Genomic DNA, 24574 nt, shown 5'->3' on the forward strand with positions numbered 1-24574 from the left:
TAAGACGGGGGTAACTTGGATCAGGGACCACCATGGAAACCGCCCCCCTTCTCGATACCGCCTTCTGGCTGACCGGCGCCGCCATCTTGCTGCTGCTGCTGCTGTCGGCCTTCTTTTCCGGGTCTGAAACCGCGCTGACCGCCGCCTCGCGCGGCAAGCTGCGGGCGCAGGCCGACAAGGGTTCGAAAGGGGCCGCCGCCGCGCTGAGCATCACCGAAGACACCGAGCGGCTGATCGGCTCGGTCCTGCTAGGCAATAACATGGTCAACATTCTGGCCGCATCGCTGGCGACCTCGCTGTTCACCCGCGCCTTTGGCGACAGCGGCGTGGCGCTGGCGACGCTGGTGATGACACTTTTGGTGCTGATCTTCGCCGAGGTGCTGCCCAAGACCTATGCCATCACCAATGCCGAACTGGCCGCGGCCCGGGTCTCGCCGCTGATCCGGCTGATCATCGTGGTGTTTTCGCCGATCGTCGCGGCGGTGCGGGCCTTGGTGCGCGGTGTGCTGGCCCTGTTCGGGGTCAGGATCGATCCCGACAGCCATATCCTGGCCGTGCGCGAGGAAATCGCCGGCGCCCTGCAACTGGGCCATTCCGAAGGCGTGGTTGAAAAAGAAGATCGCGACCGCATTCTGGGCGCGCTGGATCTGAGCGACCGCACGGTCGAGGAAATCATGCTGCATCGCTCGAAGATCGAAATGCTGGACGGCAACGAGGACGCCGACACGCTGTTGTCGAAATGCCTGCAAAGCCCGCATACCCGCCTGCCGGTCTATCGCGACGATCCCGAGAATATCGTGGGGGTGATCCATGCCAAGGATCTGCTGCGCGCGATGTATGCGCTGATGCGCGACCCCAATGCCGCGGCCGATGCCGTCGAGACGTTCAAGGTGATGGACGTGGCGATGAAACCCTATTTCGTGCCGGAAACCACCACGCTGGACGATCAGATGCGCGAGTTTCTGCGCCGCCACACCCATTTCGCCCTGGTGGTCGATGAATATGGCGCGTTGCAGGGGCTGATCACGCTGGAAGATATTCTGGAGGAGATCGTGGGCGAGATCACCGACGAATTTGACCTGGATGCCGAGCACCCGGTGCGCCGGTCCGAAGACGGCAATTACATGGTCGACGGCGCGATGACGATCCGCGACCTGAACCGCGCCACCGACTGGACCCTGCCCGACGAAGAGGCCAACACCGTGGCCGGGCTGGTGATCCACGAGGCGCAGATGATCCCGAGCGAGGGGCAGGTCTTCAGCTTTCACGGCTTCCGATTCGAGGTGATGGCGCGCAAGGACAACCGGATCACCCGGCTGAAAATCCGGCCGCTCTGACCCCTTTCACCGCCGGAGTCGCAGAAGAAAATTCACGAATTTTCTTCGAACGGAAAAATCTTCGGGAAGATTTTTATCGCCCCTTGAAGAGCGTGCCGAACACGCCGCGCACGATGCGCCGGCCGGTGGTGCCTTTCAGCTCCTTGATCACCGCCTCGCCCAGGGCCGAGGTGATCGTGTCCGGCTTGCGCGGCGCGCGCGAGGTCGAGCGGCTGACGCGGGTGCCCGAATACCGGCGCCCGGCCTTGTATTCGCGCGTCGCCGCGTCGGCCTCTTCCTCGGCCTGTTCGGCTTTTTCCGCGGCTTGTGCCGCCTTTTCGGCCCGCTCTGTCAGGATCTCATGCGCCGACTGGCGATCCACGGCCTGGTCATACTTGCCCGCTACCGGCGAGGCCGCGATCAGCGCCGCGCGCTGCGCCGGATCAAGCGGCCCAAGCTGCGACGACGGCGGGCGGATCAGGGTCCGTTCCACCACGCCCGGCACCCCCTTGCGTTCCAGCATGGAGGTCACGGCCTCGCCCACGCCGACCTCTCGGATCGCCTCTTCGGTCGAAAAGCGCGGATTATCGCGATAGGTTTGCGCCGCCAGGCGCAGCTGCTGGCGGTCCCTGGCGGTAAAGGCGCGCAGCGCGTGCTGCACCCGATTGCCAAGCTGGCTCAGGATATCCTCGGGCATATCTGCCGGATTCTGGGTGCAGAAATAGACGCCCACCCCCTTGGACCGGATCAGCCGCGCCACCTGTTCGACCTTGTCCACCAGCGCCTTGGGCGCGTCGTCGAACAGCAGATGCGCCTCGTCGAAGAAAAACACCAGCTTGGGTTTTTCCGGATCGCCCACCTCGGGCAATGTTTCGAACAACTCCGACAGCAGCCACAACAGGAACGTGGCATAAAGCCGGGGCGACCCCATCAGCCGATCGGCCGCCAGGACGCTGATCCGCCCGCGCCCATTGGCGTCACATTGCATCATATCCGCCAGATCCAGCGCCGGTTCCCCGAACAGCAGCGCGCCGCCCTGATTTTCCAGCACCAGCAACCGGCGCTGAATCGCGCCGATCGACGCGGTCGAGACATTGCCGTAACGCAGGCTCAGCGTGGCCCGGTTCTGGCCCAGCCAGACCAGCATGGACTGCAAATCCTTGAGGTCGAGCAGCGCTAGCCCCTGCTCGTCCGCCACCCGGAAAGCGATGTTCAGCACACCTTCCTGCGCCTCGGACAGTTCCAGAAGGCGCGAGATCAGCAGCGGCCCCATCTCGGATACGGTGGTGCGGATCGGATGACCCTGTTCGCCGAACAGATCCCAAAAGATCGCCGGAAACGCCGCATAGTTCAGATCAAGCCCGATGGTCTGCGCCCGCGCGCTGAATGCGCCATGCAACTTGCCGCTTGCGGATCCGGCTGCCGCCAGGCCCGACAGATCGCCCTTCACATCCGACAAAAAGACCGGCACACCGACGGCGGAAAACCCTTCGGCCAGGATTTGCAGCGTCACGGTCTTGCCGGTACCGGTGGCCCCCGCGATCAGCCCGTGGCGGTTGGCATAGCCCAATAACAGATGCTGCGGCTGGCCGTATCCGCCGCCGCCACCGCCGATGAAAACCCTGTCCGTCACTGTGCTGCTCTCCTTCGGCCCGCCACCCTTCCGGGTCAAAATACAATCTTAACAGGTTTGTGCCAGTGTTGTTCTGTCGCCGCCGATGCCTGGCATCTGCGGTGGCGCAACTTCCTCCCTGTCGACTGGCCGCGCCTTTGGCGTGGTCTTTTTTTTGAACCGATTCCCGACCGGAAACCGATGCCGAAATTCTGTATTGACGCATCACGGCAAAGTCCGTAGCGTGCCGTCCAATGACTAAGTCGGCCAGTCCGACGGGGAGAATAAAATAAGGGAAAAGGGCCAGCTTGCGGCCCTTTTTTCATGCCGCGCCCCCTGCAAGCATGAAAATGCCGATCCCCCGCGCAAGGCCCCGTTTTTCGGCCTGACAGTCGTCCGCCCGCATGATAGATCGCTGCAACGAGTGCATTTACAATACGAAGGATCGACATGCGTGAATTCCTGAAAAGCCTCAGCTGCGTTGCCGCCCTTGGTCTGGCCGCCGTGCCCGCCTTCGCGCAGGACACCGCCGCACCGGCCGACGCGCCCGCAGCCGCAACCACCGAAACTACGGAACCCGCCACCCCGGCGCAGGATCCCACCCTTTCGATGGGCCAGGACGTGACCGAGGACAAGGTTGGCACCTCTTACGTCAAAGAGACACATGGCGACTGGGAAATGCGCTGCATCCACGCGCCGGAAGGCCAGTCCGATCCCTGCCAGCTGTATCAGCTTCTGGCCGACCAGAGCGGGAACTCGGTGGCCGAGATCAGCTTTTTCTACCTGAATGGCGAAAAGGGCGCCGCGGCCGGCGCCACGGTTGTCACGCCGCTGGAAACCCTGCTGACCCAGAACCTGCGCCTGGCGGTCGATGGCGGCAAGGTCAAGAAATACCCCTTTGCCTGGTGCAGCCAGGTCGGCTGTTTCGCGCGGCTGGGCTTCACCCCCGACGAAATCGCCCAATTCAAGCGCGGCAAAGAGGCCAAGATGACCATCGTGCCGGTCGCGGCCCCCGACCAATTGGTCGAGTTGACGGTTTCGCTGGGCGGGTTCACCGCCGGTTACGATGCGCTGGTGGCGGCCGCCGCCCCGCAGTGATCCGAACCACCGGATGAAGACGAAAGCGCCGCCCCAAGGGGCGGCGTTTGCATGTCCGGCATCTGTTCAAGGCGTCAGATTTTGCGCAGCGCCAATACCGCATTCAACCCGCCAAAGGCGAAAGCGTTGGACAGCGCCACCTCCACCCTGGCCTCGCGCGCCACATTGGGCACCACGTCCAGCGTGCATTCCGGGTCGGGTTCTTCATAGCCGATGGTCGGCGCCACGATCCCGTCGCGCAGCGCCATGATGCAGGCCAGCAATTCGACCGCGCCGGTGCCGCCGATCAGATGGCCGTGCATCGACTTGGTGGATGAAATCATCAGCCGGTCGGCATGGGCGCCGAACACATCCGCCACGGCGGCGCATTCGGTCTTGTCATTGGCCGCCGTGCCGGTGCCATGGGCGTTGATGTAATCCACATCCTCCAGCTTCAGCCCGGCGTCGCGAACGGCGCCGGCAATCGCCCGCGCCGCGCCCTGTTTGCTGGGCATCACGATATCGGACGCGTCCGAGGTCATGGCGAAGCCCACCACCTCGGCCAGCATGTCGGCACCGCGCGCCCTGGCATGTTCATATTCCTCGAACACGAAGACCGCCGCGCCCTCGCCCTGCACCATGCCGTTGCGGTTGGCGCTGAACGGACGACAGGCGTCTTTCGACATGACCCGCAGCCCCTCCCACGCTTTGACCCCGCCAAAGCACAGCATCGATTCCGAGCCGCCGGTGACCATCACCCGGCTCATGCCGCTGCGGATCAGGCTGAACGCCTGGCCCATTGCGTGGTTCGACGACGCACAGGCGGTGGCGACGGTAAAGCTGGGCCCCTTGAGGTTGTATTCCATCGAGACATGGCTGGCCGCGGCATTGTTCATCAGCTTAGGCACAACGAACGGATGCACCCGGTTCTTGCCGTCTTCGTAGACGCTGCGGTAATTTTCATCGAGCGTGTTCATCCCGCCGCCCGAGGTGCCCAGCACAACGCCGGAGGTCGCCGCCAGATCGCCCGAAAAGCTTAGCCCCGACTGGGCCAGTGCCTCTTTCGCGGCCAGCAGGGTGAACTGGGTGAAGCGATCATACAGCGCGATCTGCTGGCGGTTGAAATGTTCCTCGGGGTGATAGCCGTGGACCTGGCCGCCGATGCGGATCGACAGACGCTCGACATCGCGGATATCCAGATCGCCGATGCCGCAGCGCCCCTCGGCCATGGCCTGAAACGTCTCTGCGGCACTGTGGCCAAGCGCGTTGATCGTCCCCTGCCCGGTAATGACAACCCGCTTCATGCTTTCTGGTCGGCCACCAGCCCCTCGACCGCCTTGACGATGGCCGCCACAGAGGAAATATCGAAATCGCTTTCCGTGGGCTCATTGGCGTTGAACGGCACCTGAATGTCGAACGCCTCTTCGATCGCGAAGATGCATTCCACCAGGCCCAGGCTGTCGATCGCCAGATCGTCCAGCGTGCTTTCCATCGTGACGTCGGACACATCCAGAACGGCCTGTTCCGCGATGATCTGCAGGACCGTGTCCTTGACATTTTCCGGCATGGTTCGTCTCCGTGCTCTGCGGTGTGCGCTGATCTAGTCGTTCTGAATCAGCTTTGAAACTGCTTTTTGCAACTCGGCCATCTGCGCCGCCAGACGCGGCAACCGGCGCTGCGCTTTGTAGATTTCGACATGGGTTTCCATCTTCACGGCCGGATAGCCCAGCACCGCGCGCCCCGATGGCACGGTCGACAGGATCTTGCTGCCGCCGCCGGCCACCACATCGTCGCCAAGCGAGATGTTATCGGCCACGCCGACCTGCCCGCCCAGCACCACCCGGTTGCCCACGGTGGTTGACCCGGCAATGCCGACCTGGGCCGCGAACAGGCAATCCTCGCCGACCACCACGTTATGGGCCAGATGCACCAGATTATCGATCTTGCAGCCCGCACCCACGCGGGTATCGCGGATCGTGCCCCTGTCGATGGCGGAATTGGCGCCGATCTCGACGTCGTCGCCGATGTGAACAGAGCCAAGCGAATGGATCCGCGCCCAGCTTTGCCGCGCGACCTCGGCCGCCTGGCCCATTGTTTCGCGCACATTCTCGACCGTCGATTTCTCGGGCGTGACGAAGGACAGGCCATCTGCCCCGATTACCGCACCGGGCTGGGCGATGAACCGATCGCCGATCACCACCCGCGCGCCGATCCGCACGCCCGGGCACAGCAGGGCGTCATCGCCGATACAGGCGTCTTCGGCGATACTGGCATGGGCCGCGATCCGGGCGCGCGCCCCGATCCGGGCCCGCGCACCAATCACCACGAAGGGACCGATCGCCGCCCCCGCGCCAATCTGTGCCGACGCGTCGATCACCGCGCTGGGATGGATGCCGGGGGCAATTTCGGGGCCGGGGTCCAGCAGCCGGGTGATGCCGGCCATCGCATAACGCGGGCGCGGCACGAAAATCGCGGCCTCCAGCCCCAGCGCCTGCCAGTCGGCCCCGTCCCACAGCACCGCGGCGCGCGCGCCCCCCGCGGCCAGACCGTCGGCATATTTCGGGGCCATCGCCAGCGCCAGCGCGGTCGCATCCGCATCCGCCGGTTCGGCCACATGATCGATCGAAAGATCGACCGCGCCGACCGCCGTAGCCCCAAGCGCGGTGGCAATCTGTTGAATCGTATAGGCCATGCACCCTCTTCCCGGCAGCTCTGTTCATCCCGCGGTTGAGCAAAACCGCGGGGCTGCCCTTTCTGGGAAGAAGATTTAGCCCCGAACCGCCCGGAGCGCCACCCCGGCCTTGCTCAGCGCCGCGAAAATCGTGGCATCGCGGCCATAGATGTCGCGGCGATACTGGGTACGCCCCTTGGGCACGGTCACTGCGGTGCGGTAGATGATATGCACCGGCACCGGCTGCTCCAGCTTGACCAGGGTTTCGCGCCCGGTATTCAGGATCGCGTGGAAATAACCCACCGGGTCGCTTTCCTGCTTGGCCAGCAGCGCATAGGCGAAATCGAACGGATCGTTCAGCCGGATGCAGCCGTGCGAAAACGCCCGGCTTTCGCGCGCGAACAGCGCCTTTTGCGGGGTGTCGTGCAGATAGATGTTATAGGGGTTCGGGAACATGAACTTCACCAGCCCCAGCGCATTTCCGTCGGACGGCGGCTGCTTCATGTCGAAAGGAAAGGTGCGCGCGGTATACTGGCTGAAATCCACCGCCCCCCGACTGACCGTGCGGCCGCGCGAATCCACCAGCCGCAGATGGCTTGCAGCATTGGGGTTCTTCTTGAGCATCGGCAGGTATTCCTTGGTCGCGATCGAGCGGGGCACGTTCCAGGTCGGGTTGATGATCATGTGTTCCATGACATCCGAAAACTCGGGCGTGCGCCGGTCATGGGTATTCTTGCCGACGACCGAGCGGGTCCGGAACGTTTCTTTGCCATTCTCGATGATCCTGGCGTGGAAATCGGTGATATTGACCAGCACATGGCGCTTGCCCCGGTCCGGGCCCAGCCAGCGTTCGCGCTCCATCGCCACGATCACCTGTTGCAGGCGCAGCTCGGGCAGCTGGTTGATCTCGGCCAGGGTGCCCGCGCCGGCCACCCCGTCGGGCGACAGGCCATGGTCGATCTGGAATGCCTGCACCGCCTTTTGCAGCCCCGCGTCATAGCTTTGCGAGGCCGAGCGGTTCATATAGCCCATCGCCACCATCCGATTGCGCAGCGCCACGACCTGCGCCCCGCTTTCGCCGGGTTTCAGCGCCTTGGCGCCGACCGTCGCGCCCCAACCACCGCGGCCCAGCAATTGTTCAAGACGCAGTTTTTCAGTCATCAGGCGGGCGTATTCGGGGGTTTTCGGCGGCAGCGCCTTCAGATAGGCGCGCGGCGAGCTTTTGGAAAACGCCACAAGCTGCGCCAGCCGGTCGCGGCGCGGCGCCTGACGCTTGATCCCGTCATCGACCCGGTTGGGGTTCAGCACGCCCGACTGCACATCCTGGGCATAGGCCAGAAACATCCGGCTTGCCTCGACCTCGACCCGACCGCGATCCCGCGGCGACTGGGCCGACCGGAACAGCGCGGTCAGCGTCTCGACGTCATAGCGTCCGACCGGCAGCCCGTGATCGGCCGCCTGGCTAAGCGCCTTGAGAAGTTCACGCCGCCGCGTCGCGTCGTTTCTTGAGGTCCAGATCGGCTCGTAACCGCGCGCCTTGTAGAATTCGGCCAGGGCGCTGTCCTTCGCGGCGGTTTCCGCCACCGCCTGCTTGAAGGCCGTCACCTGCGCCCGCGCCTGCGGGGCCAGGGCCGTCACAAGGCCCGTTACCAATACCAAAGCGGCGACAAAGCGCATGAAAGCGGGCCTGGTTGCCGTAAAATCCATCAATATTTCCTCACATTCGCGCGTTTACTGGTGGGTTTTGCCAAGTTTTCAGGCGAAGCGGCAGAGTGTCCACTCACAATCGTGCCAAATTGCAATTTGGCCGAACCGGTGTTGCACCGGGGCAGGATCACCCGGAAAATACGCCACATCGCGCGGATTTGGGCAAATTTCTGCCTATTCCCCTTGAAAAGGTATTTGCCTGCCATAGAGGCACTTGGCCCAAGATTCGAAACATGACATAAATTCTGTGCATCTGGGGATGACATTGCAAACAAGTCGCGGAATCGCGGCAGGGCAGCGACGGGGCAGGCACAGAATATCATGACAACTTCTTCCATGATCACACGGCGTGGTCTTCTTGGGGCATTCGCTGCAACCACGGTCGTGGCGGCCCCCACCTATTCCAACGCCTTCGGCCTTTTGCGGGGCGCGGGCGACATCCGCCGCATCTCGATGTATTCGGGGCGAACCGGCGAAAGCCTTGACACGATCTACTGGATCGAGGGCGAATACATCAAGGAAGCCGCGAAAGAGATCAACTATTTCATGCGCGACTGGCGTCAGGACGCGGTGACCAGCATGGACCTGCGGACTGTCGACATCGCGGCCGCCGCCCATCGCCTGATGGATACGGACGAACCCTATATGCTGCTGTCGGGCTATCGCACGCCGCAGACAAATGCGATGCTGCGCTCGCGTTCAAGTGGGGTGGCCAAGAAGTCGCTGCACATGAAGGGCCAGGCCAACGATCTGCGGTTGAAATCGCGCTCGGTCAATCAGATGTTCAAGGCCGCGTCGTCATGCAATGCCGGCGGTGTGGGCAAATATTCGCGCTCGAACTTTGTTCACATGGATTGCGGCCAGATCCGCAACTGGGGCAGCTAGGCCCGCAGCGGTCCGCGCTGGACCCATTCCTGCAAAGGCCCCGTTTCAGCGGGGCCTTTTGCGTTGGCCCCTAGCGATACAGCAATGATTTGCCATCCGCGAACAGATGCACCTTGGCCGGATCGGCAGTCAGCGCCACACGCCGCCCGCGCCGGTCGTGGTGGACGCCGGGCAGCTTGGCGATCACCGGATCGCGGCCATGCTCGGCCTCGAAATACAGCAGCGTCACCTCGCCAAGCGCCTCGACGATATTCACCGTGCCATCAAGCAGCGGATCGCCGTCGGTCAGGCGCAAATCCTCGGGGCGAACGCCGACATTGACCTTGCGGCCCTGATCGGCGGGGCCGGTGGGCACGTCGGAAACCGCCCTGCCCTCGCCCGCCAGATCAACGACGGTTTGCGCGCCGGTCTCGATAACCGTGCCGGGCAGCAGGTTCATCGACGGGCTGCCGATGAACTGGGCCACGAACTCATTCTCCGGTCGCTCATACAAATCAAGCGGCGTGCCGACCTGCGCGATCCCCTTGTCGGCCAGCACCACGATGCGGCTGGCCAGGGTCATCGCCTCGACCTGATCGTGGGTCACATAGATCATCGTGCTTTGCGGCATCGCCTCTTTCAGCTGGGCGATCTCGATCCGCGTGGCAACCCGCAGCGCGGCGTCGAGATTGGAGAGCGGCTCGTCAAACAGATAGACCTTGGGGTCGCGCACGATGGCCCGGCCGATCGCCACCCGCTGGCGCTGCCCGCCCGACAGCGCCTTGGGCAGGCGGTCCAGATAGGGTTCAAGCTGCAATATCTTCGCGGCCTTGGTCACGGCGGCGTCGATCTCGGCCCGGCTTTTATGCGCGATCTTCAGCGCGAAGGCCATGTTGTCGCGCACCGTCATATGCGGGTACAGCGCGTAGGACTGGAACACCATCGCGATCCCGCGCTGGCTGGGCGGCACGTCGTTCATCCGCACGCCATCGATTTCCAGCGTGCCGCCGGTGATCTTTTCCAGCCCCGCGATCATCCGCAGCAGCGTGGACTTGCCACAGCCCGAGGGGCCGACAAACACGATCAGCTCGCCGGTGTCGATGTCCAGATCGATGTCTTTCAGGACCTCGACCTTGCCATAGGATTTCGACACATCGGTCAGTTTCAGATCGGCCATGTTCCTCCCTCACTCCGCCTTCAGCGCCAGGCAGGGCTGCCACGGGCCCAGATGCGCCACACCATCCGCGCCGGCCTGCGCGCTGTTCAGTTCGGCCCCCACCGGGCGCCAGTCGCCGGCAGGCAGTTGCACCGTGGCGGGCTGGTCCGACAGGTTGAAGGCACAGAACATTTCCGCGCCTGCGCCCCTGCGCACAAAGCGCAGCACATCGCCCTCGGCGCGCATCGCGTCCTGCGCGCCCGTGGCCAGCACCTTGTGGGCATGACGGAACGCGATCGCACGGCGATAGTGATGCAACACGGCCTCGGGCGCCTGTTCCTGCACGGCGACCGCCAGCGGCAGATGCGCGCGCGCGACCGGCAGCCAGGGCGCCCCGTCGGTAAAGCCGCCATTCAGGGTGTCATCGACCCAGACCATCGGCGTGCGACAGCCATCGCGGCCCTTGAACTCGGGCCAGAACTCTATGCCATACGGATCCTGCAAATCCTCGAACGCCACCTCGGCCTCGGGCAGGCCCAGCTCTTCGCCCTGATAGAGACAGGCCGATCCGCGCAGGCACATCATCAGCGTCGCGAACAGCCGCGCCGCCTGCGGGGTCAGATCCCAGCGGCTGATATGGCGCACCACGTCGTGGTTGGAATAGGCCCAGCAGGCCCAGCCATCGGCGGCCACGCGCGCCACAGTATCCATCACCTCTTTGACCGAGGCCGCCGTCGGCTGCGCGCCCGACAGCAGCTCGAACGCATAGCACATCTGCATCAGATCATCGCCGGCAGTATATTCGCCCATGATCGCCAGCCCGCGCTGCGCATCGCCTACCTCGCCCACCGCGGCGGCGTTGTACGGGGTCATCACGGCGCGCAACCTGCGCAGAAACGCAAGGTTTTCCGGGCGATTCTTGTCGTAGAGATGCTCTTGCCAGTTATAGGGGTTCACGGCGGGCGCGATGGTGGCATTGCGCGCCTCGGGCGGCAGTGCGGGGTTGTCGCGCAACTCCTTGTCGCAAAAATAGAAATTGATCGTGTCCAGCCGGAACCCGTCCACCCCGCGTTCCAGCCAGAACCGGGCCACATCCAGCAGCGCCTGCTGCACGGCGGGGGTGTGAAAGTTCAGATCGGGCTGCGAGACCAGAAAGTTGTGCAGGTAATATTGCAGCCGCCCCGCATCCCATTGCCAGGCCGAACCACCGAAGATCGACAGCCAGTTGTTGGGCGGGCTGCCGTCGGGTTTGGGATCGGCCCAGACATACCAGTCGGCCTTGTCGCCGCTGCGGCTGGCGCGGCTGTCCGCGAACCACGGGTGCTGGTCCGAGGTATGCGACAGCACCAGGTCAATCATCACCTTCAGGCCCAGCCGGTGCGCGTTATCCACCACCGCGTCGAAATCGGCCAGACTGCCGAACATCGGATCGACATCACAGTAATCCGACACGTCATAGCCGAAATCCTTCATCGGCGAGGTGAAGAAAGGCGAGATCCAGATCGCATCCACCCCCAGCGACGCGATATAGGGCAGCCGCGTCACGATCCCCCGCAGATCGCCGATCCCGTCGCCATTGCTGTCCTGAAAGCTGCGCGGATAGATCTGATAGATCACCGCGCCGCGCCACCAATCCTTGTTCTGTGCCGATGTCATCTGCATACCCACCTTGGTTTCCTTATTTCACAGAGCCGGCCAGCAGGCCGCGCACCAGATAGCGCTGCATGGTAAAAAACACCGCCAGCGGCACCGCGATCGACACGAAGGCCGCCGCCGCCAGAATGCCCCAGTCGCCCCCGCGCGACCCCAGCAGATCGTCGGCGATCTTGACGGTCATCACCTTGGCCTCGTCGCTTGAGGGCAGGAACACCTTGGCCACCAGCAGGTCGTTCCACGTCCACAGGAACTGAAAGATCGCGAAACTGGCCAGCGCCGGGAACGACAGCGGCAGCACGATCCGCACGAAGACCTGAAAATCGGTGGCGCCGTCGACCTTGGCGGATTCGATGATGTCGCGCGGCAGCCCGACCATGTAGTTGCGCAACAGATAGATCGCCAGCGGCAGACCGAACCCGGTATGGGCCAGCCAGATCCCAACGAAGCTTTGGCCGATGCCGACCTGCTGATGCAGCCGCAGCAGCGGCACCAGCGCCAGTTGCAGCGGCACCACCAGCAGCCCGACAATCGCGGCCAGCAACAGGCTGCGACCGGGAAACTGCATCCAGGCCAGCGCATAGGCGGCAAAGGCAGCGATCACGATCGGAATCACCGTGGACGGGATCGTCACCGTCAGCGTGTTGATGAAGGCGCGGTCCATGTTGTCGGCGTGCAGCACGGTACGGTAATTTTCCAGGGTAAAGCGCGGCGGCGTCTTGGCCAGGAAATAAAGGCGCGGGCCGCGGGTGCCGAAACTGTCGGGCCCGCTGACGCTATAGTGGCCATCGGCGGCGATCTGCATCGTCACACCCCCCTCCAACGTGGCGATGCTGCCCGCCGGATAGGCCGCCGGTGCGCGGCTCGCCTCGCCGAAGGCCAGAACCGTGCCCGGCCCGGCGGCGAAGGCTGTGTCGTTTTCACCGTCGGTGAACACATTGCCGCTCAGGACAAAGCGCCCGTCCTGTTGCTGCTCGCTGGCCGCGTCGGCGCGGGTGCGGAACGTCTGCTCGACCGGCAGCGGCGCCTTCCACCAGCCCGAGCGCGTGATCTGGTCGCGGTCGCGAAACGACGACACCAGCAGCCCCACCGTGGGGATCAGCCAGATCACCACCATCAATAGAACCGTGATGTTCAGCACGACTGTCAGCGCCGATCCGCGCCCGGCGATCCCTTGCATCAGTTCATCTCCTTACGGGACTGGATGATGTTCCAGATCATCACCGGCAGCACGATCACCATGATCACGAACGCCACCGCCGTCGCGCGGCCATCGTCGCGGAACATGTAGGACATCATGTAGGACGGCAGGATCTGGGTGCCGAAATTGCCGCCGGTGGTGGAATAGACGATATCGAAGACCTTGAGCACCAGAATGGTGATCGTGGTCCAGACCACGGTCACGGTGCCGATGATCTGCGGCATCTTGATGCGAAAGAAGATCTGGAACGGCCCGGCCCCGTCCAACACCGCAGCCTCGATGGTTTCCTCGGGGATGCCGCGCAAAGCCGCCGACAGCAGCACCATGGCAAAGCCGGTCTGGATCCAGATCAGGATCACCATCAGGAAGAAGTTGTTCCAGAACGGGATTTGCAGAACGTCAATCGGCGTGGCCGCGCCGAACGCCGCGCGGGCCGCGTTGATCAACCCGATATCGGCGTTGTTGGCATAGACGAATTTCCAGATCAGCGAAGCCCCGACGAAGGAAATCGCCATCGGCATGAAGATCAGCGATTTCGCGATTCCGCCCCAGCGCAGCCGATCGGTCAGCTGTGCCGCCGCCAGCCCGAAGGAGGTGGCCGCCGCAGGCACCACCAGCACCCACAGGAAGTTGTTCAGCACGCTTTGCCGGAAGATCGGATCGGCCGCCAGGGCCCGGTAATTGCCAAGGCCGACAAAGGCGTTCGCGTCGCGGTTGATCAGCGACCGCAGGAACGACCCGACCACCGGATAAACCAGATACAACCCCAGCGCGAGGATCGCGGGCAACAGGAACAGCCAGGGCCGCACCATGCTGGCCCGGTTGATATTGCGGCCCGGATCGGCCCCCCGCGCCGGAAAGATGACCCGGTCGAGGATCAGGTTGGAGACATAAAAATACCCCACGCAGCCGCCGACACCGATGGCGATGGTAAGCAGTCCCTGAACAAGCGGTGACATCCGGCCTCCCCCAACAGCAGCCCTCCCCCCGCGCGCCCGTTTGGGCGGCGGGGGTGCGCCTGATTATTTGATCGCGTCCCAGCGGGCCTGGATCGTGTCGGCCACGTCTTGCGCGCTTTCGCCGGTGGTATAGGCCACCATGCCCTTCCAGAACGCATCGGCCCCGATCTCGCCCGGCATCAGGTCGGACCCGTCGAAGCGGAAGGTGGTGGCGCCCAGCAGGATCTCGCCCATCGCGCGCAGCGTGTCATTACCGTAGGCCTCGGTATTGACCGCCTTGTAGGGGGTCAGAAAACCCGACTGCGCCATCCAGACCTCATGCGCGATCGGCGTTTTCAGGAAGTCGATGAAAAGACGCGCCTCGGGACTGTCGGCGGTGATCGCAAACAGCGTGCCCGCACCCAGCACCGGCTTGCCCAGATCCTTTTGCGCATAGGCGGGGAAATAGAAGAAATCCACATCCTCGCCCACCTGCGTACCTTCGGGAAAGAAGGTCGGGATAAAGCTGGCCGCCTTGTGCATGTAGCATTTCGGCGGGAAGGTGAACAAACCCGCCGGGCTTTCGCGAAAATCGGTATTGACGACGAGGGCCGAGCCGCCATCGACGAAGGCGTCGGTGCGGGCGAACCAGCCGTATTCCTCGATCGCGCCGATCACGGCGGGGTCATTGAACGGCACCGAATTGTCGACCCAGCCATCATAGATTTCGGGCGGCTGGGTGCGCAGCATCATATCCTCGACCCAGTCGGTGGCGGGCCAGCCGGTGGCCGCGCCAGACCCCAGACCGATGCACCACGGCGTGCCGCCATCGGCGACGATCTGTTCGGTCAGCGCGTGCAACTCTTCCATGGTCTGCGGGACCGCATAGCCCGCCTCGTCAAATGCCTCGGGGATGTACCAGACCAGCGATTTCAGATCGACCTTGTAGAAAAACGCATAAAGCGCATCCGCGCCGTCCGGGCCGGCATAGGTGCCCAGATCGATCCACGATTGCCCGGCGGCATAGTTTTCGCCGACCCAGGCGGCGGTGTCCTGATCCAGCGGCGTCAGAAAACCGCGCCGGGCCATGTCGGCGGCCAGGCCGGGCTGCGGAAAGACAGCGATGTTCGGCGCGGATCCGGCCTGTGCGGCGATCACGATGTCCTGCTCGAAACTGTCCGAGCCGGAATAGTTCACCGTGGCCCCGGTGGCCGCCCGGAAATAGGCCAGCACGGTTTCCAGCAGATCCTTGTCGGCACCGATCCACGGGCCGGTGATCGTCAGGGTGCGCCCCGACAGGTCATGGGCGGCGGCGAACGCTTCGTAGCTGGCCCAGTTGAAGGTGGGATCGGCACCCGGCGCGAATTTCAGCTCCTGCGCCGATGCGGCCCCCGCCGCCAGTGCCAGTGCCGCGACACCTGCGAATAATCTGGTCTTCATGGTCATCCTCCCGCCTTGCGTTCCGCACTGAACCCTCCGCGCCCGGAATCGCCACTCAAAGCGCTTTGAGTGCTGGGAACGTCGCCCATCGAGTCAGAGCTGTCAACTCGCGCACCATGGATTCGCAATTTATTTCATATATTTCGCAGGTGCAGAAAATGCCGCGCCGCAATCTTCCTTTTGACGCGGGCGCAGGATGGCGCTAACCTCAACAGGATTTGAAAGCGCTTTGGAAGCAGACCGCGCATGAACCTCAAGCAATTGGCGGAAACGCTGGGCCTGTCCCAGACCACGGTCAGCCGGGCGCTGAACGGCTATCCCGAGGTAAGTGAAGCCACGCGCAAACGGGTCGAGGCCGCCGCGCTGGCCTATGACTACCGCCCCAACATGCGCGCCCGCAGCCTGGCCACGGGCCGGGCCATGGCGATCGGTCATGTGATCCCGATTTCCACCAAACACGAGATGGTGAACCCGGTCTTCGCCGATTTCATCGCGGGTGCCGGCGAATGCTATGCCCGCGCCGGCTATGAGATGCACCTGACCGTGGTCAACGACGCCGACGAGGCGCGGACCTATCGCCAGATCGCATCGAAACGCAATGTGGACGGTATCATCGTGCACGCGCCGCAGGTGAACGATCCGCGCATCGCCCTGTTGCGCGATATCGGCCTGCCCTTCGTGGTGCATGGCCGTGCCTCGGGCGAGGACGGGCCTTATTCCTGGCTCGACATCAACAACCGCCGCGCGTTTTCGCGGGCCACCGGGTTCTTGCTGGATCTGGGCCATCGCCGCATCGCCCTGATCAACGGGCTGGAGCATATGGATTTCGCGCTGCGCCGGCGCGACGGCTATGGCCGCGCCCTGGCCAAACGCGGACTTGCCCCCGACCCGGCGCTGATGACCTCGGCCGAGATGACCGAAACCAACGGCCATCACGCCGCCCGCGCCATGCTGGCGCAAGGTGATCCGCCCACCGCCTTTGTCGTCTCGTCGATCATTTCAGCCATGGGGGTGCGCCGCGCGATCGAGGAACGCGGGCTGAAGATGGGCCGCGATGTGTCGGTCGTCACCCATGACGACGATCTGAGCTATTTCCGCAATTCCGACGGGGTGGATGTGCCGATGTTCACCGCGACCCGCTCTTCCGTGCGCGCAGCCGGCGGCCTGACCGCCGAAATGCTGCTGTCGCTGATCGAGACGCCCCAGGCCGTGCCGCTGACCCGGCTGCTGGAGGCCGACCTGACCCTTGGCCGCTCGACCGGCCCCGTCCCCGCGAAGGTGCAGCCATGAATTTCACCCGTTCCGATTTCCCCGAAGGGTTCCTGTTCGGCGCCGCGACATCGAGCTATCAGATCGAGGGGCACAGCTTTGGCGGTGCGGGCATGACCCATTGGGACACGTTTGCCGCCACACCGGGCAATGTGGTCCGGGCCGAAAACGGCGCGGTGGCCTGCGACCATTACCACCGCTATCCGCAGGATCTGGATCTGCTGCGCGACGGCAATTTCGACGTCTACCGGTTTTCCACCTCCTGGGCACGGGTGCTGCCCGAGGGCACCGGCACGCCGAACCCCGACGGGCTCGATTTCTACGACCGGCTGGTCGATGCGATGCTGGAGCGCGGTCTGAAACCCGCCGCCACGCTGTATCACTGGGAACTGCCGGTGGCGCTGGCCGACAAGGGCGGCTGGCGCAATCGCGATACGGCGCTGGCCTTCGGTGAGTTCGCACAGGTTCTGATGCGCCGGATCGGCGACCGGCTGTGGTCCGCCGCGCCGATCAACGAGCCATGGTGCGTCGGCTGGCTGTCGCATTTCCTGGGCCACCACGCGCCGGGGCTGCGCGACATCCGCGCCACCGCCCATGCGATGCATCACGTGCTGGTCGGCCATGGCGTGGCCATCCAGGCGATGCGCGCCGCCGGGGTGCAAAACCTGGGGGCCGTGTGCAATTTCGAATATGCCGCCCCCGCCGATGACAGCCCCGAATCCGCCGCCGCCGCGCGGCTGTATGACGCCTATTACAACCGCTTCTTCCTGTCGGGGATGTTCAGGGGGGCCTACCCCGATGAAGTGATGCAAGGTTTCGCGCCGCATATGCCCAAAGGCTGGCAGCAGGATTTCGACCTGATCGGTCAGCCGCTCGACTGGCTGGGGCTGAACTACTATACCCGCAAGCTGATCGCGCCCGTGGATGGCCCCTGGCCCGGCCATTCAGAGGTTGAGGGCCCGCTGCCCAAAACCGCCATGGGGTGGGAGGTGTACCCGGAAGGGCTGCACCATTTCCTGACCTGGGTGGATCGCGAATTCACCCGGGGCCTGCCGCTTTATGTAACCGAAAACGGCATGGCCGCGGACGATCATGTGGCGGGCGGCGCGGTGGCGGACCCGGCGCGCATCGCCTATCTGGATGCGCATCTGGCACAGGTCCGGCGCGCGATCGCGGGTGGCGTGCCGGTGCAGGGCTATTTCGCATGGTCGTTGCTGGACAATTACGAATGGGCGTTGGGCTATGACAAGCGGTTCGGGCTGATCCATGTGGACTTCGACAGCTTGCAGCGCACCCCGAAAGCGTCCTATCACGCCATGGCGCGGGCACTGGCCCGCTGAACCCGTCTGCGGAGAAGCCGATGATCCAGCCCCATGCGCCGGCCCTTGTCGCCGATATCGGCGGAACCAACACCCGCGTGGCGCTGGCCCTTGGACCAGAACTGCTGACCGACACGATCCACCGGTTCCGCAACGCCGAATATCCCGATCTGGAAACCGTGCTGCGCCAGTATCTGGCCGGGCGCGACGGCGCGCCGCTGGCGGGGGCCTGCGTGGCCGTGGCCGGGCCGGTGCGCGGCGGCGTCGGGCGGCTGACCAATCTCAACTGGCAAATCGACAACGAAACCCTGGCCCGGGCCACCGGCACCGGGCGGGTGGCGATCCTGAACGATCTTCAGGCGCAGGGCCAGGCGCTGGATCATCTGGCCCCCGGTGCGCTCAGCCCGCTGTTGCCCGGCACGCCCGAAGGCAACGGCGCCGCGCGGCTGGTGGTGGGCGTCGGCACCGGTTTTAACGCCGCAGCGGTCTATCCCTGCCCATCGGGCAGCCTGGTGACGGCGGCCGAGGCCGGCCATGTCGCCCTGCCGGCCGCGGATGACGACGATCTGGCGCTGGCGCGGTTCGTGCGCGGCGCCGACGATTTCGCGGCGGTCGAGGATGTGCTGTCGGGCCGCGGACTGGCGCATATCTATGCGTGGGTCACGACCCGGGCCGGCAGCCCGCGTCAGGCCGGCGGCGCCGAGGTGATGGCGATGGTGGCCGACGGCGACCCCGCCGCGACCGAGACCGCGCGCATCTTCGCCCGCTATCTTGGCATCGTGACCGGCAATCTGGCGCTGACCTTCCTGCCCTTCGGCGGGATGTATCTGTGCGGCGGCGTGGCCCGCGCGGTGGCCCCCCATCTGAACGCGATGGGCTTTGCCGAGGCGTTTCACGGCAAGGGCCGCTTTACCGAAATGATGCAGGGCTTCGCGATTTCGCTGATCGAGGACGATTATGCCGCGCTGACCGGCTGTGCCGCGCATCTGAGCCCCGCCTAGACCCCCAGATAGCGCCGCGCGATTCCGTCATCCAGCCGCGTCGCCGGGCCGGTCCAGACATCGCCGCCGCGTTCCAGAATGACGGCGCGGTCGGCCACCCCCAGCAGCTCGGCCAGGGACTTGTCGACCAGCAGGATCGCCATGCCATCGGCCTTGAGCCTGCGGATCGCGGCCCAGATTTCCTGACGCACCACCGGGGCCAGCCCCTCGGTCGCTTCGTCAAGGATCAGCAGCCGCGGGTTGGTCATCAGCGCCCGGCCGATCGCCAGCATCTGCTGTTCGCCGCCCGACAGGGTGCGCGCGGGCTGGCTGCGCCGCTCGGCCAGACGCGGGAACAGATCGGTGACGCGCGCCATGTCCCATGGCCCCGGCCGGGCGGCGGCGGTCAGGTTTTCGGCCACCGTCAGCGGCGCGAAACAGCGCCGCCCCTCGGGCACCAGCCCCAGGCCCAGCCGCGCTGCGCGATGCGGGGCCAACCCGGCCAGATCCTGCCCCGCGAAGGTGATCCGCCCGGCGCGGTGCGGCAGCATCCGCAGGATGGTGCGGATCGTCGTGGTCTTGCCCATGCCGTTGCGGCCCATCAGCGCCACCACCTCGCCCGCGCCCACCCGCAGGCTGACCCCCTGAAGCGCCTGCACCGGGCCATAAAAGGCGGTGATGTTTTCCAGCTGCAACAGGGTCATGCCGGATCCCCCAGATAGGCGCGCTGAACCTCTGCGTTGGCGCGGATTTCGGGCACGGTTCCGGTGGCGATGATCCGGCCATAGACCAGCACCGAGATCCGGTCGGCCAGCGCGAACACCGCGTCCATGTCATGCTCGACCAGCAGGATCGGCGCGGTTTCACGCAGATCGTGCAGGATATGGGTCAGATGGCGCGCGCCCTCGGGGCCCATGCCGGCCATCGGCTCGTCCAGCAGAAAGACGCGCGGGCGCAGGGCCAGCGCCATGGCGATTTCCAGCTTGCGCCGCTCGCCATGGGCCAGTTCGGCGGCGGGGACATCGGCGCGCCCCGCCAGCCCGGCCTGCGCGATGTGAAATTGCGCGGGGTCCACCAGCGCCGGGTCGCGCAGCACGGGGCGGAAAAACCTGAAACTGCGCCCGCTGGCCCCCTGCACCGCCAGAACCACATTCTGTAGCACCGTGAAATCGGGCAGGACCGACGACACCTGAAAGCTGCGCGCCAGCCCCAGCCGCGCCCGCGCGGCGGCATCCAGATCGTCGATTGCCTGACCTTCAAACCGGATCGTGCCCGCATCTGGCCGCAGCTCGCCCGCGATCTGCTTGATCAGGGTGGATTTGCCCGCGCCGTTCGGCCCGATCAGCGCGTGGATTTCGCCCGGCCGCAAGTCAAGCGACACATCATCGGTGGCGGTCAGCGCGCCGAAGGTCTTGCACAGGCCCGACAGGGTCAGGATCGGTTCATCCATCGCGCGCCCCCCGCCGCATGGCGATGCCGATCAACCCGCCGGGCGCGAACAGTACCACCGCCAGCAGCAGCAGACCCAGAAAGACCTGCCAATAGTCGCTGATCCCGCCCAAGGTATGCTCCAGCAAGATGAACAGCCCCGCCCCGGCCACGGGGCCAAGGTACCGCCCGACCCCGCCCAGAATGACGAAAACCATGATCTGCCCCGACATGTGCCATGTCAGCATCGCCGGGCTGACGAACCGGTTCAGATCGGCATACAGCGCGCCTGCCAGCCCGGTGATCATCCCCGAGATGACAAAGGCCGTCAGCTGCACCGCGAACGGCCGGATGCCAAGGCTGGCCAGCCGCCCCGGATTCTGCCGCGCCCCCTGCAACGCCAGGCCAAAGCGCGAGCGGATCAGCACCGCCTGCCCGCCAATGGCCGCCAGCAGCACGCCCAGACAGATCCAGAAAAACTGGATCGGCACCAGCGTGTTCAGCCCCGGAAAGCTGTTGCGCACATAGAAGGAAAGACCATCCTCGCCGCCATAAGCGGGCCAGGAAATGGCGAAGTAATACAGCATCTGCGCGAAGGCGAGCGTGATCATGATGAAGAACACGCCCGATGTCCGCAGGCTCAGCGCGCCGATCGCCAGCGCCACCAGCCCCGCCGCCACGATCGCCACCGGCCAGATCACAAGCATCTGGGTGGTGCCCTCGATCACGATGGGCGCGGTCAGGATCGGCGCGTAATTCGCGGCGTGGCTGGCCAGAATCCCCGCCGCATAGCCGCCGATGCCGAAAAACGCCGCATGGCCGAACGACACCATGCCGCCGAACCCCAGCGCCAGATTCAGCCCGACCCCGGCCAGCGCGAAGATCGCGACCTTGGTGGCCAGCGTGATGACAAAGGGCTGATCGGCGGCCAGTGCCCAAAGCGGCACCGCCACCAGCACCCCCAGAAGCGCCAGATTGATGGCCTGCGCGCGGGTCATGCCCTTACCCCGTACAGGCCGCGCGGCCGCACCACCAGAATCCCCGCCATCAGGATGTAGATCAGCATCGAGGCCAGCGCCGCCCCGGCCCCGCGCGCCGCCGCCGGATCCATGATCTGGGCAAAGGCAATGGGCAGCAGGAACTTGCCCAGCGTATCGGTCATGCCCACCAGAAGCGCGCCCAGCAGCGCCCCCTTGATCGACCCGATCCCGCCGATCACGATCACCACGAAGGCCAGGATCAGCACGGGCTCGCCCATCCCGACCTGCACCGACTGGATCGTTCCGACCAGCGCGCCCGCCAGCCCCGCCAGCGCCGCGCCAAGGGCAAAGACCGCCGTGTAAAGCCGGTCGATATCGACGCCAAGTGCTGCGATCATTTCGCGGTCCGCCTCGCCCGCGCGGATGCGCACGCCCAGCCGCGTCTTGCCGATCAGCGCGAACAGCAGTCCCGCCACCGCAAACCCCGCACCGATGATGGCCAGCCGATAGGCCGGATACGCGATCCCGCCCGGCAGCGTGACCGCGCCCGACAGGATCGGCGGCACTGACAGATAAAGCGGGAACGACCCGAAGACCCAGCGCGTGCCTTCGGAAAACACCAGGATCAGCGCGAAGGTGGCCAGCACCTGATCCAGGTGATCGCGCGCATACAGGCGGCGGATCACCGTCAGTTCGACCAGCGCGCCGGCGGCCGCGGCGGCGGCAAGACTGGCCGCCAGCCCCAGCCAGAACGAGCCGGACCAGCCCGCCACGGCAGCGCAGGCAAAGGCGCCGACCATGTAAAGCGACCCATGCGCCAGGTTGATCAGCCCCATCACCCCGAATACAAGCGTCAGCCCGGCGGCCATCAAAAACAGCATCACCCCGTATTGCAGGCCGTTCAGGACCTGCTCGATCAGCAGCAGCATCGACATGAAAACCGTCCGGCGCAGGATCGGGCCGGGGCTGTCCCCGGCCCGGTCGGATTACATCTTGCAGTCGCCCTCATAGGCGTTGCCACGGCGCTTCATCGCGGTGCCGGTGATCTTGTTGGTATAGACGTCACCCTCCTTGATCACCTCGCGTACATAGATGTCCTGAATCGGGTGCTGGTTCGGGCCAAAGCTGAACGCGCCCCGGACCGAGGCGAAATCGGCCGCGTTCAACGCCGCGCGAAAGGCGTCCGCGTCGCTGACATCCGCCTTGGCCATCGCCGACAGCAGCAGGTTGGCGGTATCATAGCCCTGTGCGGCATACAGCGACGGCAGGCGGCCATATTCGGCCACAAAGCCCGCGACGAAGGTCTTGTTCGCGGCGTTGTCGATGTCTTTCGACCATTGCGAGGTGTTCTTTACCCCCAGCGCCGCGTCGCCCACGGCCTGCAGGATGCCCTGGTCGAAGGAAAAAGCTGGGCCCACCACCGGCAGTTCCACGCCGCTGGCGGCATATTGCTTGAGGAAGGAAATCCCCATGCCGCCGGGCAGGAAGAAGAACACGCCATCCGCACCCGAAGCACGGATTTGCGCGATTTCACCGGCGTAATCGGTCTGACCCAGTTGGGTATACAGCTCGCCCGCGACCTCACCGCCGTAAAAGCGTTTGAAGCCCGCCAGGCTGTCCTTGCCCGCCGGATAGTTTGGCGCAAGGATGAAGACCTTCTGCAGGCCCGCCTCGGTGGCATAGGCGCCGGCAGCCTCGTGCAGGTTGTCGTTCTGATAGGCTACGCTGAAATACCTGGCGTTGCAGCCCTTGCCAGCCAGTTGCGAGGGGGCGGCGTTGGTCGACAGATAGAACTTGCCCTGCGCCACAGCGGACGGCACCACCGCCATCGCCAGGTTCGACCACACGATCCCGGTCAGCACATCGACCTTGTCGGACTGGATCATCTTGTCGGCCAGTTGCACCGCCACATCGGGCTTGCGCTGATCATCCTTGACGATCACCTCCAGATCCGGGTTGGCGGCCATTTTGACGGCCAGCATGAACCCGTCGCGGGTGTCGATCCCCAGGCTGGCACCGCCGCCCGACAGGGTCGTGATCATCCCCACCTTCACCGGCTCGGCCTGCGCGGCACCGGCCAGAACCAGGGCCGAGGCCGCGATCCCGGTCAGAAGCGTCTTCATGTTGTTCATCTCTCTCTCCTGTCGTCGGTTCGGTATCCGTTGCCGTCCTTTGTCGACTATTCAGCAAGCGGGGTCAAAAGCTTGTGTCCCGCGGGCGTGGGAAAAACGCAAGACGCCCGGCAAGATCGCACCCCATGTCACCCCCGGTGCAATTGCGCGTCTGACGGCGCCCCGGCGCGTGTCCGGCCGCGCGGATCGCCGCGTTCGGGCCCGCCGAAAATTCCCCGCGCCCTCCCCTTTTATAAAATCCCGAATCCCCTATGCTGGCCGGGAAACTCGCTTGGGGATATCCATGTCGCGCCGGATCGAATACGGAAATCTGATGCATAGCGCCATGCGCGGGCTGATCCGCCGTGTTCTGACGGACGTGGCCGAGAATGGATTGCCGGGCCAGCATCACTTTTTCATCACCTTCGACACCACCCATCCCGACAGCGCGCTGGCCGACTGGCTGCGCGACCGCTATCCCAACGAGATGACCGTGGTTGTCCAGCACTGGTTCGACAATCTGGAGGTCGGCGAGGACGGGTTCTCGATCACGCTGAATTTCGGCGACAGCCCCGAGCCGCTTTACATTCCGTTCGACGCGATCCGCACCTTCGTCGATCCCTCGGTCGAATTCGGCCTGCGGTTCGAAACCCAGGAAAGCGACGACGAGGATGAGGACGACGATCTGGCAGAGCACGCCCCCACCGAAGAGGACGAGGACGAGAACAGCCCGCAGAACGCCGAGGTGGTCAGCCTCGACAGTTTCCGGAAATAGCGCTAACGCCCGCAACAGACCGATTGTCTTGGGCGCGCGGCGGCGGTAAACGGCATACAACCGCATGCCGGAGGAGC

General features: G+C 64.8%; 23 protein-coding genes. 7 read left to right on the top strand and 16 right to left on the bottom strand.

Going from position 1 to position 24574, the window contains the following annotated elements; genetic code table 11:
- Nucleotides 1–32 precede the first annotated feature (32 nt).
- Nucleotides 33–1337, top strand: a complete 1305-nt coding sequence (locus ACSR1C_RS05685; RefSeq protein WP_460258370.1) for an HlyC/CorC family transporter — start codon at nt 33–35, stop codon at nt 1335–1337.
- 73 nt (nt 1338–1410) lie between these two features.
- Here the strand turns inward: ACSR1C_RS05685 and ACSR1C_RS05690 are convergent, their stop codons facing one another.
- Nucleotides 1411–2949 (bottom strand): helicase HerA-like domain-containing protein, encoded by a 1539-nt coding sequence (locus ACSR1C_RS05690; protein WP_460258371.1) that lies wholly within the window; start codon nt 2947–2949, stop codon nt 1411–1413.
- Between the two features lie 429 nt (nt 2950–3378).
- Here ACSR1C_RS05690 and ACSR1C_RS05695 point away from each other — a divergent pair, with 429 nt between their 5' ends.
- A complete protein-coding gene (locus ACSR1C_RS05695) occupies nt 3379–4026 on the top strand; it encodes an invasion associated locus B family protein (protein ID WP_460258372.1) in 648 nt (215 codons plus the stop codon).
- 74 nt (nt 4027–4100) lie between these two features.
- Here ACSR1C_RS05695 and ACSR1C_RS05700 read toward each other — a convergent pair whose 3' ends face one another.
- The 5 genes from ACSR1C_RS05700 to ACSR1C_RS05720 all read right to left on the bottom strand — a co-directional run bounded on the left by ACSR1C_RS05700 (nt 4101) and on the right by ACSR1C_RS05720 (nt 8727).
- Complete coding sequence (locus ACSR1C_RS05700; protein WP_460258373.1) at nt 4101–5309, bottom strand: beta-ketoacyl-[acyl-carrier-protein] synthase family protein; 1209 nt, start codon at nt 5307–5309, stop codon at nt 4101–4103.
- Nucleotides 5306–5572 (bottom strand): acyl carrier protein, encoded by a 267-nt coding sequence (locus ACSR1C_RS05705; protein WP_460258374.1) that lies wholly within the window; start codon nt 5570–5572, stop codon nt 5306–5308. The genes ACSR1C_RS05700 and ACSR1C_RS05705 overlap by 4 nt, the downstream gene beginning before the upstream one ends.
- A 33-nt stretch (nt 5573–5605) precedes the next feature.
- Nucleotides 5606–6697: a UDP-3-O-(3-hydroxymyristoyl)glucosamine N-acyltransferase gene (gene lpxD / locus ACSR1C_RS05710; protein ID WP_460258375.1), complete on the bottom strand. Its 1092-nt coding sequence runs from the start codon at nt 6695–6697 to the stop codon at nt 5606–5608.
- Between the two features lie 75 nt (nt 6698–6772).
- Nucleotides 6773–8383 (bottom strand): L,D-transpeptidase family protein, encoded by a 1611-nt coding sequence (locus ACSR1C_RS05715; RefSeq protein ID WP_460258376.1) that lies wholly within the window; start codon nt 8381–8383, stop codon nt 6773–6775.
- Nucleotides 8383–8727 (bottom strand): hypothetical protein, encoded by a 345-nt coding sequence (locus ACSR1C_RS05720; protein ID WP_462596917.1) that lies wholly within the window; start codon nt 8725–8727, stop codon nt 8383–8385. The genes ACSR1C_RS05715 and ACSR1C_RS05720 overlap by 1 nt, the downstream gene beginning before the upstream one ends.
- Here ACSR1C_RS05720 and ACSR1C_RS05725 point away from each other — a divergent pair.
- Entirely contained in the window at nt 8720–9268 is a 549-nt protein-coding gene (locus tag ACSR1C_RS05725; protein ID WP_460258378.1) for a YcbK family protein, read from the top strand. The genes ACSR1C_RS05720 and ACSR1C_RS05725 overlap by 8 nt on opposite strands.
- A gap of 70 nt (nt 9269–9338) precedes the next feature.
- On the opposite strand, the gene ACSR1C_RS05730 is transcribed toward ACSR1C_RS05725, so the two are convergent.
- From ACSR1C_RS05730 to ACSR1C_RS05750, 5 genes are all read right to left on the bottom strand, one after another.
- Nucleotides 9339–10424: an ABC transporter ATP-binding protein gene (locus tag ACSR1C_RS05730; RefSeq protein WP_460258379.1), complete on the bottom strand. Its 1086-nt coding sequence runs from the start codon at nt 10422–10424 to the stop codon at nt 9339–9341.
- A gap of 9 nt (nt 10425–10433) precedes the next feature.
- Nucleotides 10434–12065: an alpha-amylase family glycosyl hydrolase gene (locus ACSR1C_RS05735; RefSeq protein ID WP_460258380.1), complete on the bottom strand. Its 1632-nt coding sequence runs from the start codon at nt 12063–12065 to the stop codon at nt 10434–10436.
- A 16-nt stretch (nt 12066–12081) separates the two neighbouring features.
- Complete coding sequence (locus tag ACSR1C_RS05740; RefSeq protein ID WP_460258381.1) at nt 12082–13236, bottom strand: carbohydrate ABC transporter permease; 1155 nt, start codon at nt 13234–13236, stop codon at nt 12082–12084.
- Nucleotides 13236–14216, bottom strand: coding sequence for a carbohydrate ABC transporter permease (locus ACSR1C_RS05745; protein WP_460258382.1), 981 nt, complete (start codon nt 14214–14216; stop codon nt 13236–13238). Before ACSR1C_RS05745 ends, ACSR1C_RS05740 begins: the two co-directional genes overlap by 1 nt.
- A 63-nt stretch (nt 14217–14279) precedes the next feature.
- Nucleotides 14280–15635, bottom strand: a complete 1356-nt coding sequence (locus tag ACSR1C_RS05750) for an ABC transporter substrate-binding protein (RefSeq protein WP_460258383.1) — start codon at nt 15633–15635, stop codon at nt 14280–14282.
- Nucleotides 15636–15881: 246 nt separating this feature from the next.
- On the opposite strand from ACSR1C_RS05750, the gene ACSR1C_RS05755 reads away from it, so the two are divergent.
- The 3 genes from ACSR1C_RS05755 to ACSR1C_RS05765 are packed head-to-tail and all read left to right on the top strand — an operon-like array spanning nt 15882 to nt 19224.
- Nucleotides 15882–16925, top strand: a complete 1044-nt coding sequence (locus ACSR1C_RS05755) for a substrate-binding domain-containing protein (protein ID WP_460258384.1) — start codon at nt 15882–15884, stop codon at nt 16923–16925.
- On the top strand, nt 16922–18244 hold the full coding sequence (locus ACSR1C_RS05760) for a GH1 family beta-glucosidase (protein ID WP_460258385.1): 1323 nt from the start codon (nt 16922–16924) through the stop codon (nt 18242–18244). The genes ACSR1C_RS05755 and ACSR1C_RS05760 overlap by 4 nt, the downstream gene beginning before the upstream one ends.
- A gap of 20 nt (nt 18245–18264) precedes the next feature.
- Nucleotides 18265–19224 (top strand): glucokinase, encoded by a 960-nt coding sequence (locus tag ACSR1C_RS05765; protein WP_460258386.1) that lies wholly within the window; start codon nt 18265–18267, stop codon nt 19222–19224.
- Here ACSR1C_RS05765 and ACSR1C_RS05770 read toward each other — a convergent pair.
- The 5 genes from ACSR1C_RS05770 to ACSR1C_RS05790 are packed head-to-tail and all read right to left on the bottom strand — an operon-like array spanning nt 19221 to nt 23734.
- On the bottom strand, nt 19221–19907 hold the full coding sequence (locus tag ACSR1C_RS05770; protein WP_460258387.1) for an ABC transporter ATP-binding protein: 687 nt from the start codon (nt 19905–19907) through the stop codon (nt 19221–19223). The two genes, ACSR1C_RS05765 and ACSR1C_RS05770, sit on opposite strands and share 4 nt — an antisense overlap.
- Nucleotides 19904–20653, bottom strand: coding sequence for an ABC transporter ATP-binding protein (locus tag ACSR1C_RS05775; RefSeq protein ID WP_460258388.1), 750 nt, complete (start codon nt 20651–20653; stop codon nt 19904–19906). Before ACSR1C_RS05775 ends, ACSR1C_RS05770 begins: the two co-directional genes overlap by 4 nt.
- Entirely contained in the window at nt 20646–21629 is a 984-nt protein-coding gene (locus ACSR1C_RS05780; protein ID WP_460258389.1) for a branched-chain amino acid ABC transporter permease, read from the bottom strand. Before ACSR1C_RS05780 ends, ACSR1C_RS05775 begins: the two co-directional genes overlap by 8 nt.
- A complete protein-coding gene (locus ACSR1C_RS05785) occupies nt 21626–22546 on the bottom strand; it encodes a branched-chain amino acid ABC transporter permease (RefSeq protein ID WP_460258390.1) in 921 nt (306 codons plus the stop codon). The genes ACSR1C_RS05780 and ACSR1C_RS05785 overlap by 4 nt, the downstream gene beginning before the upstream one ends.
- Before the next feature lie 51 nt (nt 22547–22597).
- Complete coding sequence (locus ACSR1C_RS05790; protein ID WP_460258574.1) at nt 22598–23734, bottom strand: ABC transporter substrate-binding protein; 1137 nt, start codon at nt 23732–23734, stop codon at nt 22598–22600.
- Between the two features lie 292 nt (nt 23735–24026).
- Between ACSR1C_RS05790 and ACSR1C_RS05795 the strand changes: the two genes are divergently transcribed.
- On the top strand, nt 24027–24497 hold the full coding sequence (locus ACSR1C_RS05795; RefSeq protein WP_460258391.1) for an SspB family protein: 471 nt from the start codon (nt 24027–24029) through the stop codon (nt 24495–24497).
- The last annotated feature ends 77 nt before the right edge of the window (nt 24498–24574 follow it).

The organism is Actibacterium sp. D185-2 (assembly GCF_054954595.1).

Bases quoted from the DNA above. Each gene is read 5' to 3' on its own strand.
- ACSR1C_RS05745 (WP_460258382.1), bottom strand. From the start codon at position 14,216: ATGTCACCGCTTGTTCAGGGACTGCTTACCATCGCCATCGGTGTCGGC.
- ACSR1C_RS05780 (WP_460258389.1), bottom strand. From the start codon at position 21,629: ATGACCCGCGCGCAGGCCATCAATCTGGCGCTTCTGGGGGTGCTGGTG.
- ACSR1C_RS05715 (WP_460258376.1), bottom strand. From the start codon at position 8,383: ATGGATTTTACGGCAACCAGGCCCGCTTTCATGCGCTTTGTCGCCGCT.
- ACSR1C_RS05735 (WP_460258380.1), bottom strand. From the start codon at position 12,065: ATGCAGATGACATCGGCACAGAACAAGGATTGGTGGCGCGGCGCGGTG.
- ACSR1C_RS05795 (WP_460258391.1), top strand. From the start codon at position 24,027: ATGTCGCGCCGGATCGAATACGGAAATCTGATGCATAGCGCCATGCGC.
- ACSR1C_RS05730 (WP_460258379.1), bottom strand. From the start codon at position 10,424: ATGGCCGATCTGAAACTGACCGATGTGTCGAAATCCTATGGCAAGGTC.
- ACSR1C_RS05700 (WP_460258373.1), bottom strand. From the start codon at position 5,309: ATGAAGCGGGTTGTCATTACCGGGCAGGGGACGATCAACGCGCTTGGC.
- ACSR1C_RS05765 (WP_460258386.1), top strand. From the start codon at position 18,265: ATGATCCAGCCCCATGCGCCGGCCCTTGTCGCCGATATCGGCGGAACC.
- ACSR1C_RS05695 (WP_460258372.1), top strand. From the start codon at position 3,379: ATGCGTGAATTCCTGAAAAGCCTCAGCTGCGTTGCCGCCCTTGGTCTG.
- ACSR1C_RS05770 (WP_460258387.1), bottom strand. From the start codon at position 19,907: ATGACCCTGTTGCAGCTGGAAAACATCACCGCCTTTTATGGCCCGGTG.
- ACSR1C_RS05725 (WP_460258378.1), top strand. From the start codon at position 8,720: ATGATCACACGGCGTGGTCTTCTTGGGGCATTCGCTGCAACCACGGTC.
- ACSR1C_RS05750 (WP_460258383.1), bottom strand. From the start codon at position 15,635: ATGAAGACCAGATTATTCGCAGGTGTCGCGGCACTGGCACTGGCGGCG.
- ACSR1C_RS05775 (WP_460258388.1), bottom strand. From the start codon at position 20,653: ATGGATGAACCGATCCTGACCCTGTCGGGCCTGTGCAAGACCTTCGGC.
- ACSR1C_RS05740 (WP_460258381.1), bottom strand. From the start codon at position 13,236: ATGCAAGGGATCGCCGGGCGCGGATCGGCGCTGACAGTCGTGCTGAAC.
- ACSR1C_RS05790 (WP_460258574.1), bottom strand. From the start codon at position 23,734: ATGAAGACGCTTCTGACCGGGATCGCGGCCTCGGCCCTGGTTCTGGCC.
- ACSR1C_RS05705 (WP_460258374.1), bottom strand. From the start codon at position 5,572: ATGCCGGAAAATGTCAAGGACACGGTCCTGCAGATCATCGCGGAACAG.
- ACSR1C_RS05685 (WP_460258370.1), top strand. From the start codon at position 33: ATGGAAACCGCCCCCCTTCTCGATACCGCCTTCTGGCTGACCGGCGCC.
- ACSR1C_RS05755 (WP_460258384.1), top strand. From the start codon at position 15,882: ATGAACCTCAAGCAATTGGCGGAAACGCTGGGCCTGTCCCAGACCACG.
- ACSR1C_RS05760 (WP_460258385.1), top strand. From the start codon at position 16,922: ATGAATTTCACCCGTTCCGATTTCCCCGAAGGGTTCCTGTTCGGCGCC.
- ACSR1C_RS05785 (WP_460258390.1), bottom strand. From the start codon at position 22,546: ATGTCGATGCTGCTGCTGATCGAGCAGGTCCTGAACGGCCTGCAATAC.
- lpxD (WP_460258375.1), bottom strand. From the start codon at position 6,697: ATGGCCTATACGATTCAACAGATTGCCACCGCGCTTGGGGCTACGGCG.